The organism is Muricoprocola aceti (genome assembly GCF_025567005.1).
Taxonomy (GTDB): domain Bacteria; phylum Bacillota; class Clostridia; order Lachnospirales; family Lachnospiraceae; genus Marvinbryantia; species Marvinbryantia aceti.
This window is the reverse complement of record NZ_JAOQKE010000011.1, coordinates 48,458-64,213: the sequence shown is the minus strand read 5'-3', so window position 1 is coordinate 64,213 and position 15,756 is coordinate 48,458. Positions and strand designations below refer to the sequence as shown.

At 40.6% G+C, this 15,756-nt stretch carries 16 protein-coding genes; 6 read left to right on the top strand and 10 right to left on the bottom strand.

What is annotated here, in order from left to right; all coding sequences use genetic code 11:
* Nucleotides 1-54: 54 nt before the first annotated feature.
* From rlmD to OCV47_RS09635, 4 genes are all read left to right on the top strand, one after another.
* Entirely contained in the window at nucleotides 55-1,497 is a 1,443-nt protein-coding gene (gene rlmD, locus OCV47_RS09650; RefSeq protein ID WP_262654869.1) for a 23S rRNA (uracil(1939)-C(5))-methyltransferase RlmD, read from the top strand.
* 31 nt (nucleotides 1,498-1,528) lie between these two features.
* The gene (locus OCV47_RS09645) at nucleotides 1,529-1,900 is read left to right on the top strand and encodes a TnpV protein (protein ID WP_173738477.1); all 372 of its coding nucleotides are present in this window, start codon (nucleotides 1,529-1,531) and stop codon (nucleotides 1,898-1,900) included.
* 321 nt (nucleotides 1,901-2,221) lie between these two features.
* Nucleotides 2,222-2,983 (top strand): helix-turn-helix domain-containing protein, encoded by a 762-nt coding sequence (locus OCV47_RS09640; RefSeq protein ID WP_262654867.1) that lies wholly within the window; start codon nucleotides 2,222-2,224, stop codon nucleotides 2,981-2,983.
* A 394-nt stretch (nucleotides 2,984-3,377) separates the two neighbouring features.
* Complete coding sequence (locus tag OCV47_RS09635) at nucleotides 3,378-3,776, top strand: DUF6483 family protein (RefSeq protein ID WP_262654901.1); 399 nt, start codon at nucleotides 3,378-3,380, stop codon at nucleotides 3,774-3,776.
* A 143-nt stretch (nucleotides 3,777-3,919) separates the two neighbouring features.
* On the opposite strand, the gene mobQ is transcribed toward OCV47_RS09635, so the two are convergent.
* The 9 genes from mobQ to OCV47_RS09590 form a co-directional block, all read right to left on the bottom strand.
* Nucleotides 3,920-5,629: a MobQ family relaxase gene (gene mobQ / locus OCV47_RS09630; RefSeq protein WP_262654866.1), complete on the bottom strand. Its 1,710-nt coding sequence runs from the start codon at nucleotides 5,627-5,629 to the stop codon at nucleotides 3,920-3,922.
* Between the two features lie 137 nt (nucleotides 5,630-5,766).
* On the bottom strand, nucleotides 5,767-5,988 hold the full coding sequence (locus tag OCV47_RS09625; protein WP_028087226.1) for a DUF3847 domain-containing protein: 222 nt from the start codon (nucleotides 5,986-5,988) through the stop codon (nucleotides 5,767-5,769).
* 192 nt (nucleotides 5,989-6,180) lie between these two features.
* Entirely contained in the window at nucleotides 6,181-7,014 is an 834-nt protein-coding gene (locus tag OCV47_RS09620) for an ATP-binding protein (protein ID WP_028087227.1), read from the bottom strand.
* Nucleotides 7,011-7,727, bottom strand: coding sequence for a replication initiator protein A (locus OCV47_RS09615; RefSeq protein WP_021739289.1), 717 nt, complete (start codon nucleotides 7,725-7,727; stop codon nucleotides 7,011-7,013). The genes OCV47_RS09620 and OCV47_RS09615 overlap by 4 nt, the downstream gene beginning before the upstream one ends.
* Before the next feature lie 22 nt (nucleotides 7,728-7,749).
* A complete protein-coding gene (locus OCV47_RS09610; protein WP_021739288.1) occupies nucleotides 7,750-8,133 on the bottom strand; it encodes a hypothetical protein in 384 nt (127 codons plus the stop codon).
* 3 nt (nucleotides 8,134-8,136) lie between these two features.
* Nucleotides 8,137-9,054 carry a ParM/StbA family protein gene (locus OCV47_RS09605; RefSeq protein ID WP_262654864.1) on the bottom strand — a complete coding sequence of 306 codons (918 nt, stop codon included), beginning with the start codon at nucleotides 9,052-9,054 and terminating at the stop codon, nucleotides 8,137-8,139.
* A 314-nt stretch (nucleotides 9,055-9,368) separates the two neighbouring features.
* Nucleotides 9,369-10,352 carry a zf-HC2 domain-containing protein gene (locus OCV47_RS09600; protein ID WP_262654863.1) on the bottom strand — a complete coding sequence of 328 codons (984 nt, stop codon included), beginning with the start codon at nucleotides 10,350-10,352 and terminating at the stop codon, nucleotides 9,369-9,371.
* Nucleotides 10,345-10,809 carry an RNA polymerase sigma factor gene (locus OCV47_RS09595; protein ID WP_330684617.1) on the bottom strand — a complete coding sequence of 155 codons (465 nt, stop codon included), beginning with the start codon at nucleotides 10,807-10,809 and terminating at the stop codon, nucleotides 10,345-10,347. Before OCV47_RS09595 ends, OCV47_RS09600 begins: the two co-directional genes overlap by 8 nt.
* Nucleotides 10,810-10,900: 91 nt before the next feature.
* Nucleotides 10,901-13,147, bottom strand: a complete 2,247-nt coding sequence (locus OCV47_RS09590; RefSeq protein WP_262654862.1) for a tetratricopeptide repeat protein — start codon at nucleotides 13,145-13,147, stop codon at nucleotides 10,901-10,903.
* A 746-nt stretch (nucleotides 13,148-13,893) separates the two neighbouring features.
* Here OCV47_RS09590 and OCV47_RS09585 point away from each other — a divergent pair.
* Complete coding sequence (locus tag OCV47_RS09585) at nucleotides 13,894-14,328, top strand: helix-turn-helix domain-containing protein (RefSeq protein ID WP_262654861.1); 435 nt, start codon at nucleotides 13,894-13,896, stop codon at nucleotides 14,326-14,328.
* An 85-nt stretch (nucleotides 14,329-14,413) separates the two neighbouring features.
* Here OCV47_RS09585 and OCV47_RS09580 read toward each other — a convergent pair whose 3' ends face one another.
* Entirely contained in the window at nucleotides 14,414-15,121 is a 708-nt protein-coding gene (locus OCV47_RS09580; RefSeq protein WP_262654860.1) for a GntR family transcriptional regulator, read from the bottom strand.
* Nucleotides 15,122-15,334: 213 nt separating this feature from the next.
* Between OCV47_RS09580 and phnG the strand changes: the two genes are divergently transcribed.
* The gene (phnG, locus tag OCV47_RS09575; RefSeq protein ID WP_262654859.1) at nucleotides 15,335-15,754 is read left to right on the top strand and encodes a phosphonate C-P lyase system protein PhnG; all 420 of its coding nucleotides are present in this window, start codon (nucleotides 15,335-15,337) and stop codon (nucleotides 15,752-15,754) included.
* Nucleotides 15,755-15,756 lie beyond the last annotated feature (2 nt).

Genomic DNA, 15,756 nt, shown 5'->3' with positions numbered 1-15,756 from the left:
GGGACGAAAGTTTCTTGGCTCTGTCCCTTAATGTTTTTAAGGAAGGAAAAAGTTATGGAAGAGAGAAAAAGCAAGAGTGCCAGCGCAGTCTGTTCCTATGCAAAAAAATGTGGCGGCTGCCAGTACCAGGGCATGGAATATGCTGCTCAGTTGAAGAAAAAGCAGAAGGAAATGAATAAGCTTCTGAAGGATTTTGGACATACAGAGCCAATCATTGGCATGAAAGATCCACTTCACTACCGCAATAAGGTACATGCGGTATTTGGCCGCACCAGAAAAGGAGAGATTGTGTCCGGTACTTATGAAGCCGGAACCCATAAGATCGTAAATATTGATGAATGCATAATCGAAGATCAGATTTCCCAGTCCATTATCCACACCATTCGTGGACTGCTGAAATCTTTCAAGATTAAAACATATGATGAAGATACCGGGTATGGATTGCTTCGTCACGTGCTGGTACGCCGTGGTTTTGCTACCGGACAGGTTATGGTGGTGCTGGTGCTGGCTTCTCCGATTCTTCCATCTAAGAATAATTTTGTAAAAGCACTGCGCAAAGAGCACCCGGAGATATCTACGGTTGTGCTGAATGTGAATGATAAGAAAACCAGCATGGTACTGGGAGAGCGGGATATTGTACTTTATGGAAAAGGCTATATCGAAGATATTCTCTGTGGCTGCAGGTTCCGTATCTCACCCCAGTCCTTCTATCAGGTGAATCCGGTGCAGACGGAGCGCCTGTATCAGACCGCCATGGACTATTCAGGACTGACTGGAAAAGAGAGGGTGATTGATGCCTACTGTGGTATCGGTACCATCGGTATGGTGGCTGCCGGACGGGCAAAAGAAGTCATTGGTGTGGAACTGAACCGTAATGCCGTGCGGGATGCCCGAATCAATGCCAAACTCAATCAGATCAAAAACATTCACTTTTATGAAGATGATGCAGGCAAATTCATGGTTGCCATGGCAGAAGCAGGAGAGAAAGTGGATGTAGTATTCATGGATCCACCGAGAAACGGAAGTGATGAAGCATTTCTCTCTTCTGTGGTGCGTCTGCAGCCACAGCGGATCGTCTATGTATCCTGTGGACCGGATACCCTGGCACGAGATCTGAAATACTTAACGACACATGGCTATGCCGTGAAAAAAATGCAGCCGGTGGACATGTTTGGATTCACACAGCACGTGGAGACGGTTGTTCTTTTGTCCCAACAAAAACCAGATGACACGATAGAGATCGACTTAGACCTGGACGAGCTGGATGCCACCAGTGCCGAGTTGAAAGCAACCTATCAGGAAATCAAAGATTATGTGCTGAAAGAATTTGGCTTGAAGGTTTCAAGTTTATATATTTCTCAGGTAAAACGCAAATGTGGAATTGAAGTGGGAGAAAACTATAATCTTCCAAAATCAGAAAATGCAAGAGTTCCGCAATGCCCGAAAGAGAAAGAAGATGCTATCAAGGCTGCCCTGAAATATTATGCGATGATCTAAGGACATTGCTGATTTCAAGGAGGAATAACACATGAAAAGTACATTTGAAAAAATGGGTGGAACCTACACACTTGGCGCAGACGGAATTTACTATCCGAATCTTGTCAGTACAGATGAAGAACCGCATTATGGGAAATATGGAATGATGCGGAAAACATATCTGAAAGAGTATCGTCCGGCAATGTATTCACTGTATATGCTGGAAGACAGACTGACAGAACATCTGAATACTGTGGACGATGAAGCACAGGAGAGAATGGATATTCTGGTGCGTCAGATGATGGATAGGCAGGGCATTACGGAAGAATTGAAAGTTCGTGATCAGATGAAATGGGTCAGAGCGATAAATGGTATTCGTAATATGGCGGAAGAGATTGTGTTAAATGAATTGATTTACAGGTAAACAAAGAGCTGAACAGGTAGGAAGAAAAATCCTATTTGTTCAGCTTCTGCATTTGTAAGGGTTCAAAGAAGAATCAAATTACAATTCCATATCAGGTGACCTTTTCTAAGTTCCGGAAGGGTGTTTTTTCTGCCATGGTTATAAGTTACACAGATTTAATTATTCCATAGTATGGCTTAAAAAATATCCGAATATAACTTCATAGAAATAATTATAATGGGGAGACTATTTGATATATTTGTGCTAATATTCTGCAATTCTACTGCTAGTCGATTGATTTATGCGTACTCCCATTATAATATGTGTGCAGGAGGTGGATGTATGTATCAGATTAGTAATGAAAAATTCGGTTTATTTGTAACCGAATTAAGAAAGAAAAAGAATTTAACTCAAAAGGATTTGGCTGAAAAATTATATGTATCAGATAAAACGGTCAGCAAATGGGAACGTGGTCTTAGTATGCCTAATGTCGTATTACTCATACCAATAGCTGATATATTAGATGTTACCGTTACAGAATTGTTACGTGGAGAAAAAATAGATACACAGAAAAATATTGATACAAAAGAAGTCGAGGAATTGGTAGTAGGCTCTCTCGATATGGCTGTGAGGAATTCTATTCATCAGCATAGAAAAAACTGGATATTAGCATATTTGTTATGTTTTTTTATATCTATTACAGAAATTATTATGTTAGTTGTATCTGGAAGTTCATTAGCTGAGATGAAAGGGGATATATTGCTGGTTACCGGGGGAATGCTTTTATTTGGTGCATGGTTTTGTTTCTTTGCAAAAGACATATTACCAACATATTATGATGCCAACAAGATAAATTATGTTTCACAAGGAATTTTTAGAATACATCTAGTTGGTTTATCTTTTAACAATGGAAATTGGATATACATCTGCACAACTTTAAAAATATGGACACTTGCAACGGTTGTTCTATATCCTCTTGCAGGTATTATAATAATCAATTGTCTCAATATAGCTTTATGGGATATTTTAAATAAAATTTTCTTAATTATGATATTAGGTGGTATGGTAGTTTCGATTTACATTATCGGGAAAAAATACGAATAATTAAATTACCTGCTATCGTTGTGGATATTACTAATTTACAACATTCTTCATGGGAAATAAGGAATGATGCAGAAGAGATTGTGTTAAGCGAATTAGCGTACATTTAAAACGTGGAAAGCTCCTTCGGGAGCTTTTTGCTGGTTATCAAGAAAGTATATAGAAAATGCATTAATCATATGGTATGATTTGAACAGAAGATAGAATCTTATGAAGTAAGAAGAATATTTTGGAGGAACGTAACTTAGAAGTTACAGAATTAAGTTAATCGTGCCATATGGCTTGATTATAAACGCAAAGATAAAAACGCAACGTACATCTTTGATGTGCCAGAGCCGGTAGGTAGCCCGGCCGTCCTATATAAATAGGGTAAGTAACCTGCCCCTCCGGGTTGTCCATTCTTTGTTCAATCAATTTTAGGAGGGATTCTTATGGACAAAGTAAATGGAAAGTATTATTTTCTTTAGTATTTGGGAAAAAATATGTTTCTGTTGAGCTTGAAAAAGAAAATAAATATGAAGTATCAGGAAAAAAACTGAAAAGTTTTTTGGATATGATTGATTTAGGACAAATTAATGAAGCAGAAAACATACTTTTAGATAACATTGATTATACAAATAAAGAGGAGGTAATGGCAGCTGCTCTTTTTTACCAATACCTTAGTGAGAAGGATAATGAATTCTTGGAGAACAATAATTATACAAAAGAAGAAGTACTTTCAGGATTTAAACAATTACTTATACAGTCTGGATATAAGGAGTTGTTTTATTTGATCAAAGATGATAATGAATGGTAATATAATTTTAGTCAACTTTTAGACAACTTACAGAGCGGAATATAAAATTGGCGTATGGAAGTTTTGATTTCCATACGCCTTTTTGAAAGGAGTTTATTTTTGAACAAGAGATTTGTAAGAGTATATTATCTACTCGAAGATGATTACAATTCCATATCATAGGACTTTTTCTTAGCCCAAGCAGGCTGATTTCGCCGTATCTCCTGTTTCCTCTGACATTCAAGTTCCCAGGCACGATGGGAGAAGACATCAGGATCTTCAACATTCAGATAATCCACTTCATTGGCGGCAATATCACGGCGGTGATAGTCATAATATTTACCAAAAGTTCCTTTAAGCTGTTCAATCAGCTTATCCCGGAAAGCAGGACGTATCTGGATTCTGGTATCCAGTAATTCTGTATATTGTTCTGGATCAGAACGAAATTTTTCTTCCCGGAAAGCGGAAGCATCTTTTTTTAGCTGCTTTTTGAGCGAAGTGTCCTGAGTATCCAAGATATCCAGATTTTTATTCATCTGGTCATATTTCTTGGATAGATTCGTCATATCTTTATCGGTAGAGCATTGTGCCTGGAAGATTAGCTGTTCTTTCTGTGATTTCAGTTCTTCGATTTCTTCTGTAACAGTGGTAAGCTGTTGATTCAATTTTATATGCTGGATGGGATTCAAAATACTGGTTTTATCCTTTTGCACATTCAGTTCTTTCCGTTCCGTAACTTTCGCTTTGAGTTTCTTTTTGACGGTGTTGTATTTATTCAGTATTGGAATAAAATGATTCATCCAGTCATGTATCACTTCTTTTTGCATTTCATTGTGAAGTAAATGATATTGTGTAAAAATCATATGATTGCGGATCGCTTCCAATGTTTCTGCAATTATCGGAATAGATTTTTCTACAGCTTCAGCCAATTTTGCTACCTGAGCTTTTAATTCCCGGAGCATTTTGTTATCTGCACGAATCTGACGGTTGATTTCACAACGGTCTGATATTATGCCATTCTTTTCCATATTCTGGGCAATGTAGCCTTCATGGATGGTTGGCTGCTCGGTGATTCCCTGATCTGCAAAGCTGCGGTGATCAATGGCAGCATTTATCTGATTACGTGCAAGCATTTTATTTACGGCATCTGCCCAGTTTGCCCGCCAGATGCAGAGTTGTTCATCACTGTTCCATTGTTCGGAAATAGGATTCTGTCTGCCATATCGGCTGCTCTTGGGGTGCTTATCAATCCGTTCATATCCTTTTTTCTGTGCGGAAGATGGAGTCAGATATTCTTTCTTTTTCCCAACTTTATAGCGATATTGCTTTTCCCATCCCTGTTTTTGAGCAGTTTTAAATTCAAAAGCAGTAAATCCTTTTTCTTCCCCATCTTTGATACAGAGATATTCTTTTTCGGTTTTATACTGCCATGTTCCATTTTCACTTAGTGGTCGGACAGTAAGAAGAATGTGTGCATGGGGATTGTGACCATCTGTATCGTGAATGGCAAAATCAGCACACATCCCCATATCTACAAAATTCTTTTTAATAAAATCCTGAAGAAGAGAAATATTGCTGTTTTTATCCAACTCAACAGGGAGTGCGACAACAAATTCTCTTGCCAGTCGGCTGTCTTTGGTCTTTTCGGTTTCTTCCACAGCGTTCCAGAGTTGTTCCCGGTCAATCCATTTGGATGGAGCAATTGGAGGAAGCATCACTTCCTGATAGATTAGCCCATGCTTTCTGGTATAGTCATGCTGGATACCATCATAATCATTGTACATCCGGCTACAGCTCATATAAGCAGAAGCAGCAACAGCAGACCGACCGGAACCACGGCTGACGACTTTGGCTTGCATATGATAAATTGCCATATCTGGCACCTCCTTTCGATGTTGCCTGCAACAGCGGATAAAGCCCTCGGCAGAGCGCACGAGCCCCGAAGGGGATACCACTGCCTGATTTATCAGGTGGTGAGTAAGTGCGCCCTTCGGGAGTAGAATTTCGGTATCTACAGCCCTCGTAACCGGATCAGAAGTTCCCGTTTCAAGAGATCTAAATCCATCTCCCGGACATGCGGAGCAACGCTTTCAAGAATAGCCCCTTCCTGGATCAATCTGTGTGTTCTGGCATTCCGTTCTTTTTTTCGGTTTCTTGCTTCGGCTTCCTCCTGCCGGTGCTTTGCCTGTAAAAGTGCTTTTTCTTCCGGTATCATAGTCTTTTTATCTGCCATGTCTGGCACCTCCTTTTTTATGCCCGTTTCCGGGCTTTTTTGGTTTTGATTTTTCATAACTGGTACTGATTTTTCTGGAAATAGCAGCGATACATTCAATCAATGTGCATCAATGGAGAGAGCAGTATCGCCGCTAAGTGATTATGGGTATCATATGGCACCAATTTCTGTTATTTTTGATACAGAATGTCATTACAACAATATTTTTTTCGCTTCATGTAGATTTGCAGAGGCATTGTCCTTTCGGATATTGCGGTTGTTGATTCGGATGGGAGCACAGCGTTCCAAAATCCTGTCATAGATTCGGCTGTGCGCCATGTCAGTTGGCTTGTTCAATTCTTCCAAGGTGAGGTTGGTCGTTACGATCAGTGGCTTTTTGCTGCGGTAACGGCTGTCGATCACATTGAATACCTGTTCAAGGGCAAATTCAGAATTCCGTTCAATCCCAAGGTCATCAATGATCAGCAGGCTATATCGGTTCAGACTGTCGATAAACTGATTCCTGTCTTCAAAATGCATTCCGCTCAGGGTATTCAGGATCCGGGAAAAATTTGTCATCAGCACCGGAACACCTTTTTCCAGAAGGGCATTGGCAATGCAGCCTGCAAAGAAGGATTTCCCAGTACCGACATTTCCCCAGAGGAGAAGACCGGAGGAATTGGCTTTCATATCTTCCCAGTTCTCCACATATTTGTGGGCGTATGCCATCTCCGGGTTGATGCCGTTATCTTTGTCAAATGTATAATCATAAAGTGCCTTATCCTGTAACCCGCTGGCTTTCATCCGTTCGATTTCTGCCTGTTTCTCCAGCAGTTTCCGTTTGGTTTCTTCCTGTTCATAGAGTTCCTGCTGGCATTTGCACCGGATGGGCGGCATGAATACCCTGCCCTGCAAGGTGTACCTGCCCTGCCGGGGTGTATGGCATTTGGCGCAGTAAATCAGGTGGTCGGAGTCATGAAAATATTCATCCGACTGCAATTCTCTGTTTGGTTCCTTATTGGTCAGTTCTTCTGTAAACTTTTTCATAATGTTTCGTACTCCTCACTTTCGTAAATGCTTTGCCGGGAAGGGGGATTGTCCTGCCTTGCCCAGTTGATGATGGTGGCTGCATGGTTCTGGTAGTGCTTTCCGGTGGAAGCCATGTAGCCGGATAACCGTTCGATATATTCCTGCCAGTCTGAAACCGACTGTCTGACTTCTTCCAGTTCCTTTTCTGACAGGAATACATTTTGAAATTTTCCATAGGGAGAGCGTTTCTCCTGACTCTCTCTTTTTGATAAATCGTTCTTATTTCTCTCTTTCTTATTACCGGACAGTTTTCTGTCTGTCTCAGGGAAAGAATCCTGTCTGTCAGCCGGACAGTTTTCTGTCTGTCTTACGGAAAGAATGTTGTCTGTCTGGCAGAATGCTTTTTCCGGGAATTTCACATAGATCCGGTTCGGATGACCGGCACCCTGGCGTTTTCGGATGATCAGATCCTGTTTTTCCAGTGCGGCCAGGGATGTTTTAATGGTCATCTGGCTTTTGTGAAGGACTTCTGCCATGGATTCGATGGTAAAATAGAGAAACACATGACCGGATTCATCCGTCCAGCCTTCGTTTTTCAGGGAAAGTCTTGCACGGTCAAGCAGAACCATATAGAGCAGTTTCGTTGTTTCATTCAGCTCCATATCCAGAAGGAACCGGGGAAACACCATATAAGGCGGCAGGCTGGTGTCTGTTGTTATAAATTCTGTCATGTGCTCACCTCCTTACCTTCCGTTATTCTCCGAGAAAATCCCAGTCTATATCTGCTTCCGGTCCAGATTCTTCCGGTGCCGGAAAGGATGCCCTGTTTTGGGGCTCCCTTTGTGTCAGTCCTGCTGTCAGCCCGGAGAGGAAGAGGGGAAGTGCCTGTTCCAGGCTCCTTTCCACTGCCTCCACGATCTGGTTTACAAATTGTTCTTCCCGTTCCCTTGTTTCCAGATAAGGGTCTTCCTGTGTGCGGTAATAACGGTCAAAATAATCGACCAAGGCGAGGGCAATTACATGGCTGTAGGATTTGAATTCCTGCTTGTCCATGGTCTGCAGATATTCCCAGGCTTTCCTTTGCAGATCTTTCTCCAGATTAAAGCGGAGGTTTGTGCTTCGGATATTGTTTCTCATCGGCTACTCCCTCCTTTTCAGGGTCGTCTGTGCCAGATATTCGTAACCTTTCGCTGTAGCACAGATATCATCAAGGATTGTGACACGGGCTTTGTCATACGTTCCAAAATTCCGAATCAGGCAGCCGCCACCGCCTACCACGTACAGCCGCATCAGGTCAGGATTGTATTCATATTTGCGGAGTGTGGCGAAAATATCAGCTACATACTGTCTGGCAACTGCTGTAATGCAGTCCAGGTATGGTGCGGCAATATCAGCTGTTCCGAACCGAAGAATCTGTTCTACGGTAGATTCCTCGATTTTTACTCCAAACCTGTCCAGAATGGCATTCTTTGCGGCAATCATGCACTGGTTTACCCCAAATTTTTCTGTCCAGCAGCGGCTCTCCTGAGCTTTTTTGTTGTTGATATATAGGATATTCATGGTTCCGTTCCCGATATCTGCAAGGAGATTGGTTCCCTTAAAATCTCCCAGATGGTTCACAACAGCCGGATATCCTTGTGGGTAAAGACTGCATCCTACAAAGCGGATGTGATAGTTTTTGCTGTTAAATGAGAAGAGGACTTCCGGGTTTTGGAGCAGATAGGAACGGAATGCCTCCCGTTGGTTCCGGATCCATGTCAGGGGAAGCCCGGCAGCCAGATGGACATCTGCTTCATGGATGGAAAAGACATTCAACTCCCGTGCCACTGCCATCAGTGTCAGGAGATAATAATCTTCATCCATAGCCTTATCCGGGATAAATTCTTTGTGCCCTTCGCCGATCCGGTAATAGGTTCCATTGTATTCAAGAATGTTTCCGGTAAAGATTGGCTCTGTTTCGTAAGCGGTGATTCCGGTAGGGGTGACCGTGTTGGCAGTTTTAATGTTGCCGTAGCCATGATCCACGGCAATGATTTTTGTGTTTCTGATTTCTCTCATAAAAATCCCTCCTGTTTTTGTATTGATTTCCTCAGCAGTTCGTACCTGTGTAGTACTGGCCTGCTGTGGGATAAGCATACAAAAATCAGAAAGGGAAGGCATTGAGAAGAAATTGAGTTTGAATTGAGAAAAATGGATACCAATATATAAGAGCGTATATGAATAATGTTGTATAGAGTATTCAAACAAATATATATTTGCTGAAATTAAAAGAACTTTCTCCCAAAAGTGGGAAAAAGTCATATAGACATAACAAAAGACACTTCGTATGACAATGTGTGATAATGCCATCCGAAGTGTCTTTGTTTCCAGGATTACCTTTTTTTCATTTTGATTATACCGATTCCAATAAGACAAGCACTGATTAATCCACCAGCAATTAAAATTATTACATAGACATTTGCATTGAAACTGATGTCTGTACTCCAATTTGAAAAGTTGACGTGACTGATAGTAAGTTGTCTTTTATGTTCAATAAGAAAAGTACAGATATCGTTGGAAAAAATCATCCATATACTACACAAGAAAGTACTGATTCCGGCTTTGATGAAAGAATTTACAGGTAAATATCTTATTGTGAGGAAAATGAGCCATACACCTAGCATAAGGACGAATGCAACAATGCTTCCTGTTTTCATTCCAGCCATTCCTGAGCGGTAACATACAATGAATATTGTAAGATATAGCCATAACGTGTCCCATATCATAGTAATAAGAGCTTTTTTATCAGATAAAACAGGTGGCAAAGTGATATTTCGTATTATAAAAGGGAAGAATACTACAGATAATCCGAATAAAGTAGGGATTGACCAATATAGGAATTCTCCGCCTCCATTCATGGCATCCACGAAAAAGAAAATCAGCAATAAAGCGGCAATACTGCATAGGATACATTTTAAAATTCTTTTTTGTGAAGATATCAAAGGAATTACAGTAAGTGCAGCAACAAGCATCATGGATGCAGTGACCACAAGAAATACACCAAGTCCTCCTCCGTTTGCCATAGATACAATAAAGGTAATAATGATTGGCAGAAGAAGGATACCTGCTATAACAACGCCGGCTTTAAACGCGGCATTCCGTTCTTTTTGAGCGTGACGGGCAAGAACTCCTTTTGATTCCTGTTTGATAACTGTGTTAATGGTATTATTCGCTAACTGTTCATAAGTATTTCTGCATTTAGGACAGTCAGTTAGATGCTGTTCTACCAGTTGGCAACTTGCCAAGCTGCATGCATGGTCATAATAAAGTGGCAGAAGATCCTGCACAATATCACATTGATTTTGATTATTATTCATGTTCATCCATCCTTTCTTTGATTTTTAATCTTGCCCTATGATAAGTAACTCTTGCCCAGTTCTCTGTTTTACCAAAGATAGTTCCAATCTGTGAAAATGATAATTCTCCAAATACCCTAAGCTGGAATACTTCTTTATAAGGCTCCTGAAGTTCATGAAGTATGAGATGGATCTGAAGAGCTGTGTCCTGATCTTCATAATTATCTACCATATCAAAAGATACTTCAGAGCTAGCTTCATCAAAAGATGCATATTTAGTATTTTTTCTACATTCATCAATTGCAAGGTTTTTAGCAATACTACAAAGCCAGGTAAATTCGCTGGACTTGCCTTCGTATGTGTGTTTTGCAGTCATAGCTTTATAAAAAGTATTTTGGGTAATTTCCTCCGCAAGAGACTGATTTTTTACAATAGTCATCACATATGAGTAAACCTGCAGATAATATGAATTGTACAATTTCTCATAATCCAGAACTGTTCACCTCCTTTTTACATAGATTAGACGGAGAAAGGATAGTTTCGTTACAAATTTTTTCGGTTTTATTTTATTATTTGTTTTTGGAAGCCAGGATTCCCCTTGCCAGTGCGATGCCTACCTGTGGATACAGTTCCTGAATTTCCTGATATTTTTCTTCAATCAGTTCCGGCTCATCAGCCCAGACATTCTCATAAATCTTCATGGCTTTTTTGAAATGGGTTTTAGCCTGTGAGATATTTGCTGTGATCAGGCAGATATTTCCCATGGATTCCTGTACCTGGGCATAGTCCAGACAGGTATCGGAGTTGTATTCTTTGATGATCTGGGCAAGTTTCTGGAGGGCAGCCATTGCCCGTTCCGGTTCCTGCAATTCTGTCAATAAGGCAGCATAATTGTTGATCTGGGGAATGCTGTCATTGGTATAAAGCAGTTGGTACTGCTCAAGCAGGAAGATACCCTTTTCCATGTGTTCTTTTGCAAGCTCTGCCTGATCATTCATGCGGTAAAGACCGCCCAGATTCGCATGAAGGTTGGAGACAAGGTGGGCATTATCCTCTGTGATTTCTTTGATCTGTGCAAGGGCTTCTTTTTCCAGTTTGATGGCTTTTTCCGGATTTGTTTCCATACATGCCTGATAGTCCAGTAATAATGCACGGTCAGTATCGGCACCGTTTCCATTCCCTTTCAAAAGCTGCTTCATCTCCAGGATAATCTCTTTCATACCTTTCCTGTAACGGTATTTCTCCATATATGGGAAGACATCCTCAAGAAACAGCAGGTACTTGGTCAGATCATCTTTTTCCATCATCCGTATGATATTCCCGACTGTCTGAAACAGTTTTTTATAATAGCTGACTTCCGTTCCATGCATCAGACATATTTTTTGCAGAGAATCAAGCAAAGTATGGCAGGCTGTGACCGAAGGTTTTGTTTCTGAAAGGGCAATCTCCTGAATCAACGGATGCAGGGAAATTGTATGCCGTGTAGTTACTTGTACAAAACCTGTTTCAATCAGATCATTGATGCCATTTAAGTCAGTTAATCCAAGCCAGTCAGCAAAAATACGGGCGGAAATACCGGCAGGAGGCAGAAAGCAAAGGTTCCACATGATTTCCTGTTGTTCCACGGATATGGAATAAAGAGAAAACAGAGTGTGGATATGGTTATAGTAAGTAGCCTTGCTGTTTTGCCCGTCTTTGATGGCACTGATTTTATCTTCATTTTCAAGGGATGCCTTTTCTTCCCGTAGCTTTTCCAGTAAGTGTTCCGGAGGTAGAATCCCATTTTCCAGTAGTTTTGCAGCCAGCTCTACTGCAAAGGTATGGCGATGGACGATTTCTATAATCTCTTCTACCAGTGTTTGGTGTACTTCTGCATCAGAATAAAATGCAGCTGCCAGTTGAAACAGGCTGGCTGGATCCCTGATCTCTTTTAACTGCAGGATACAGTGTCCGTCAAATTTACTTCTGGTCGTGAAAAGAATCCTGCACCGGTATTTCAGAATCACCGGCAGAAAACTGTCCTGCGTGGCAGTGACGTTGAAATTGTCTATGATGAGCAGTGTATCATCTTTCAGAGAACGGAGAAACCGGTTGTGCTTCCGGAAACGTTCTTCTTCCCCATCTTCCGGCAGATCGTCGGTAAAATCCATATCTGTGACAGCCTGATGTAAATCACCGGCATATTCTACATACAGGATGTTCGTATAATATTTTTTGTATTGCTTTGCATATGCTTTCGCCAGTTCACTCTTTCCAATCCCGGCAATTCCATAGAGAAATACTTTGCTGTTTTCTTCCAGCATTGTATGTAATTCGTCCAGTTCTTCTTCTCTTCCAAGAAAATGGCGGCATGGTCTGGGAACTTCACTGTCCATGATGTAATCCAGAATAACCGGGGAGAGAGAGCCGCCTGCAAGCAGCTTTTGGTTTCTGGTGTCACGTTTGATAAATTGGCGTTCCATACCAAAGGAGATTAGTTTTGCCAGAAAGAGAAGCCGTGAATCAATCGGCTTGTAAAGGGCTGCCAGATTTTTCTTTTTTGCTTCGGAGATTGTGGCATCCTGCATGAACAGGAGATAAACATCCTGCAGTGCTTTGTTACAGTCGGTCATTAATGGTATAAGATTATGCTGCAGTGTTTCAGCCAGCTTTTCCTGCTTGCTTGGTCTTGCATAGTAAGTGCAGATTTTGGGACTGATCTTCGCCTGTCCGGTCATCCACCGGCAGACCAGCCCATTGTCAAAAGAAAAATCTTTGCTTTCCGGGCTGTCCATAAAATCCTCAAATACTTCATATAAAAATTCAGGCTGGTTCATCTGGTTACTTTCGCTGATATGATTTTTCAAACATGTCATTATAGAGCTAAAATCGCATCGATCCAAACGCAATCCCCCCTTTTCGTATCAATTCTGTTTGTATTAGATACTAAACTTCCTATATCATAACACAAACATATGTTCTAGACAATGGTATTTCAATTATATGAACCAAAATAAATGAGAAATAACACTTAAATGTATTTTTAAATTCCAGTTTTGGTCCAAATGTAAAAGTAAATTCCATATAGGTCGAAGTTGCTCTTGCACACATATTTGCCTTCTGTTAGAGCCCGCTTGAAACAACCAACCTAAGTCCATTAGAAACAGCCTATCTGAGATCATCAGAAATAGCCAAGTTCAGTCCAATAGAAATAACCACTGCTTTACAACATCTGTTCTTAGGCTCCTGAGCCAGAGGGAACAGATCAGCCACCCGTAGGGCAAGGGTCTTGATAGGATTCTCAGATAATGCTAAACTGGGCAAATTCGACGGTAATTCAACCATCTGTTCTTGAGTTCTTCGCCGTCGGGATATAGAAGTCCAAGCATTATCTGAGGTTCATTTCAAGACTGGCGTCCGGAGTCAACTAACGATGGTTGTTTTAATGGACTCAAATTGGTCATTTCTGCTGGACTCTGAGTGGTTAATCTCTCCGGGCTCTAACACTTCTTGATTGCCATCATTATTTCTCTGTATAATGTACTTGCAGCTGATTGCCTGCCTGTGCAGATTGGAGATAATTATGAAGAATAAAGGCAATCAGAAACATTTAACATTTGAACAGCGTGTTGATATCGAGAAAGGTCTTACCGAGAATAAAAGCTTCGCCGAAATTGGAAGAATTATCGGTAAAGATCCCTCAACAGTATCTAAGGAAGTGCGTCTTCATGCACGTATCAAAGAGCGTCCGGATTCGGGTTATACCAATCCACCTTGCATTCATCGGAAAAAATGTAAAATGACCGGTCTTTGTGATAATCAATGTGGAACCATGTGTAAAATCTGCAAAAAGCAAAATATGCGTTGTATAGATGTATGTCCTGCATACGAAACGGCGGAATGTGAAAAACTTAAGAAACCACCATATGTATGTAATGGATGTGGTAAGAAAACCCATTGTCTTATGCCAAGAATGTTTTATTCTTCTAAGTATGCTCATGATGAGCCTTGTAATTAAGGGGGGAACATAAGAAAACACTGATATTTCCTGTGGTTTCAGGTAATCACTTACATTATCATATCCCGTCAGTGATCTTTTTCGTCTATAGCTTGAAAATAAATTTATCGCTGCGGTACATGGTTCGTGTAATTTCCACAATCCTTTCCAAAGGCTGTGAAATGCAGCGGGAGGTCAGTACAAGACTTGGAGCGTATCCTTTAATATTAAGAAGGGTACGTTCTTTTTTTGTGAGTGTAGACACGGTAAGCTGAGTATTGTCGGAAACCAGATTAGTGTATCCGTAGTTATGGATATAATCAAATACTGAAGTAATTGAAGTACCTTCCTGTGAAATACAGGGAAAGAGATTTTCCGCAAGGTAGCTGATATGTATGGCAATCGGTTCCTTGTCAAGGATACGAAGACGGGTAACTTTATATACGTCTATAGAAGTATCAACTTTCAGCATAGAGTGAATCAGGGAGTCTTTTCGAATTTTCTGACATCCGATATTTATGGTCTCAACTGGAATGTTCAAAGATGCCATTTTCTGACTGAAACTTTCGTTATTCATAGCAAGATATATTTTTTCACGTTTTCCTGAAAAGAAGCTTCCATATCCTTGCATGGAATATATATAGCCCTCTTCCTTCAGGCGATCATAAGCTTTTCGGATTTCGGCGCGTGTTACACCGAAGCGTACTGCCATCTTGTTTTCACTGGGCATTTTTTCATCTTTCTTATAGACATTCTGTTTAAACTCTTTGATCAGAGTATCTGCAATTGTTTCCCAGGTCCAATCTTTTGACACAAAGATACCTCCTTTTAAATTAAGTACATGATTTATTGTACTTGTTCCCTGTTTAATTCAAGTCCGATTATATCAGTAACGAGAGCCATAAAACAATACAAAAAGCAGATATTACAAAGAATTTACAAAATCAAGTTGGCAACCTTACAAAGGTTCTTTATTTTATGCCAAGAAGAAAAAATAAGACATCACAAGATGCAAAGGAGAAAAACTATGTTGAAAAGAAAACTGTCGGCAATTCTGGCGGGAGCTTCAAAGGATGAGCTCGCAGTGATTGCAAATCAGATTAAATCAGCAAATAATATAAAGATTCTGAAAGAGCCTCAAAAAACACTGGTTATGGTGAAGGTAAGAGAGTCCGTGAAAAATTCGTTATTCTATCTTGGCGAGGTACTGGCAACAGAATGTATGGTGACTGTAGACGGGACAAAGGGAGTGAGCGTAATTGCGGGAGATGATTTTGAAAAGGCAATTGCAGCGGCAATCATTGATGGTTTTCTGAATGGAGAATGGGAAAAAAAAGATATTCTGCGGCAGATAGACGAATTGGGAAAAGAACAGAATAAATCAAGAGAAGAAATCAATCGTCAGCTGAGAAAATCGAAAGTAAACTTTAATGTAATGGGAGAATAAAT

Excerpts from the sequence above, each read along its gene's own strand:
- rlmD (WP_262654869.1), top strand. The coding sequence starts at position 55 with ATGGAAGAGAGAAAAAGCAAGAGTGCCAGCGCAGTCTGTTCCTATGCA.
- OCV47_RS09645 (WP_173738477.1), top strand. The coding sequence starts at position 1,529 with ATGAAAAGTACATTTGAAAAAATGGGTGGAACCTACACACTTGGCGCA.
- OCV47_RS09640 (WP_262654867.1), top strand. The coding sequence starts at position 2,222 with ATGTATCAGATTAGTAATGAAAAATTCGGTTTATTTGTAACCGAATTA.
- mobQ (WP_262654866.1), bottom strand. The coding sequence starts at position 5,629 with ATGGCAATTTATCATATGCAAGCCAAAGTCGTCAGCCGTGGTTCCGGT.
- OCV47_RS09625 (WP_028087226.1), bottom strand. The coding sequence starts at position 5,988 with ATGGCAGATAAAAAGACTATGATACCGGAAGAAAAAGCACTTTTACAG.
- OCV47_RS09620 (WP_028087227.1), bottom strand. The coding sequence starts at position 7,014 with ATGAAAAAGTTTACAGAAGAACTGACCAATAAGGAACCAAACAGAGAA.
- OCV47_RS09615 (WP_021739289.1), bottom strand. The coding sequence starts at position 7,727 with ATGACAGAATTTATAACAACAGACACCAGCCTGCCGCCTTATATGGTG.
- OCV47_RS09610 (WP_021739288.1), bottom strand. The coding sequence starts at position 8,133 with ATGAGAAACAATATCCGAAGCACAAACCTCCGCTTTAATCTGGAGAAA.
- OCV47_RS09605 (WP_262654864.1), bottom strand. The coding sequence starts at position 9,054 with ATGAGAGAAATCAGAAACACAAAAATCATTGCCGTGGATCATGGCTAC.
- OCV47_RS09600 (WP_262654863.1), bottom strand. The coding sequence starts at position 10,352 with ATGAATAATAATCAAAATCAATGTGATATTGTGCAGGATCTTCTGCCA.
- OCV47_RS09590 (WP_262654862.1), bottom strand. The coding sequence starts at position 13,147 with ATGAACCAGCCTGAATTTTTATATGAAGTATTTGAGGATTTTATGGAC.
- OCV47_RS09585 (WP_262654861.1), top strand. The coding sequence starts at position 13,894 with ATGAAGAATAAAGGCAATCAGAAACATTTAACATTTGAACAGCGTGTT.
- phnG (WP_262654859.1), top strand. The coding sequence starts at position 15,335 with ATGTTGAAAAGAAAACTGTCGGCAATTCTGGCGGGAGCTTCAAAGGAT.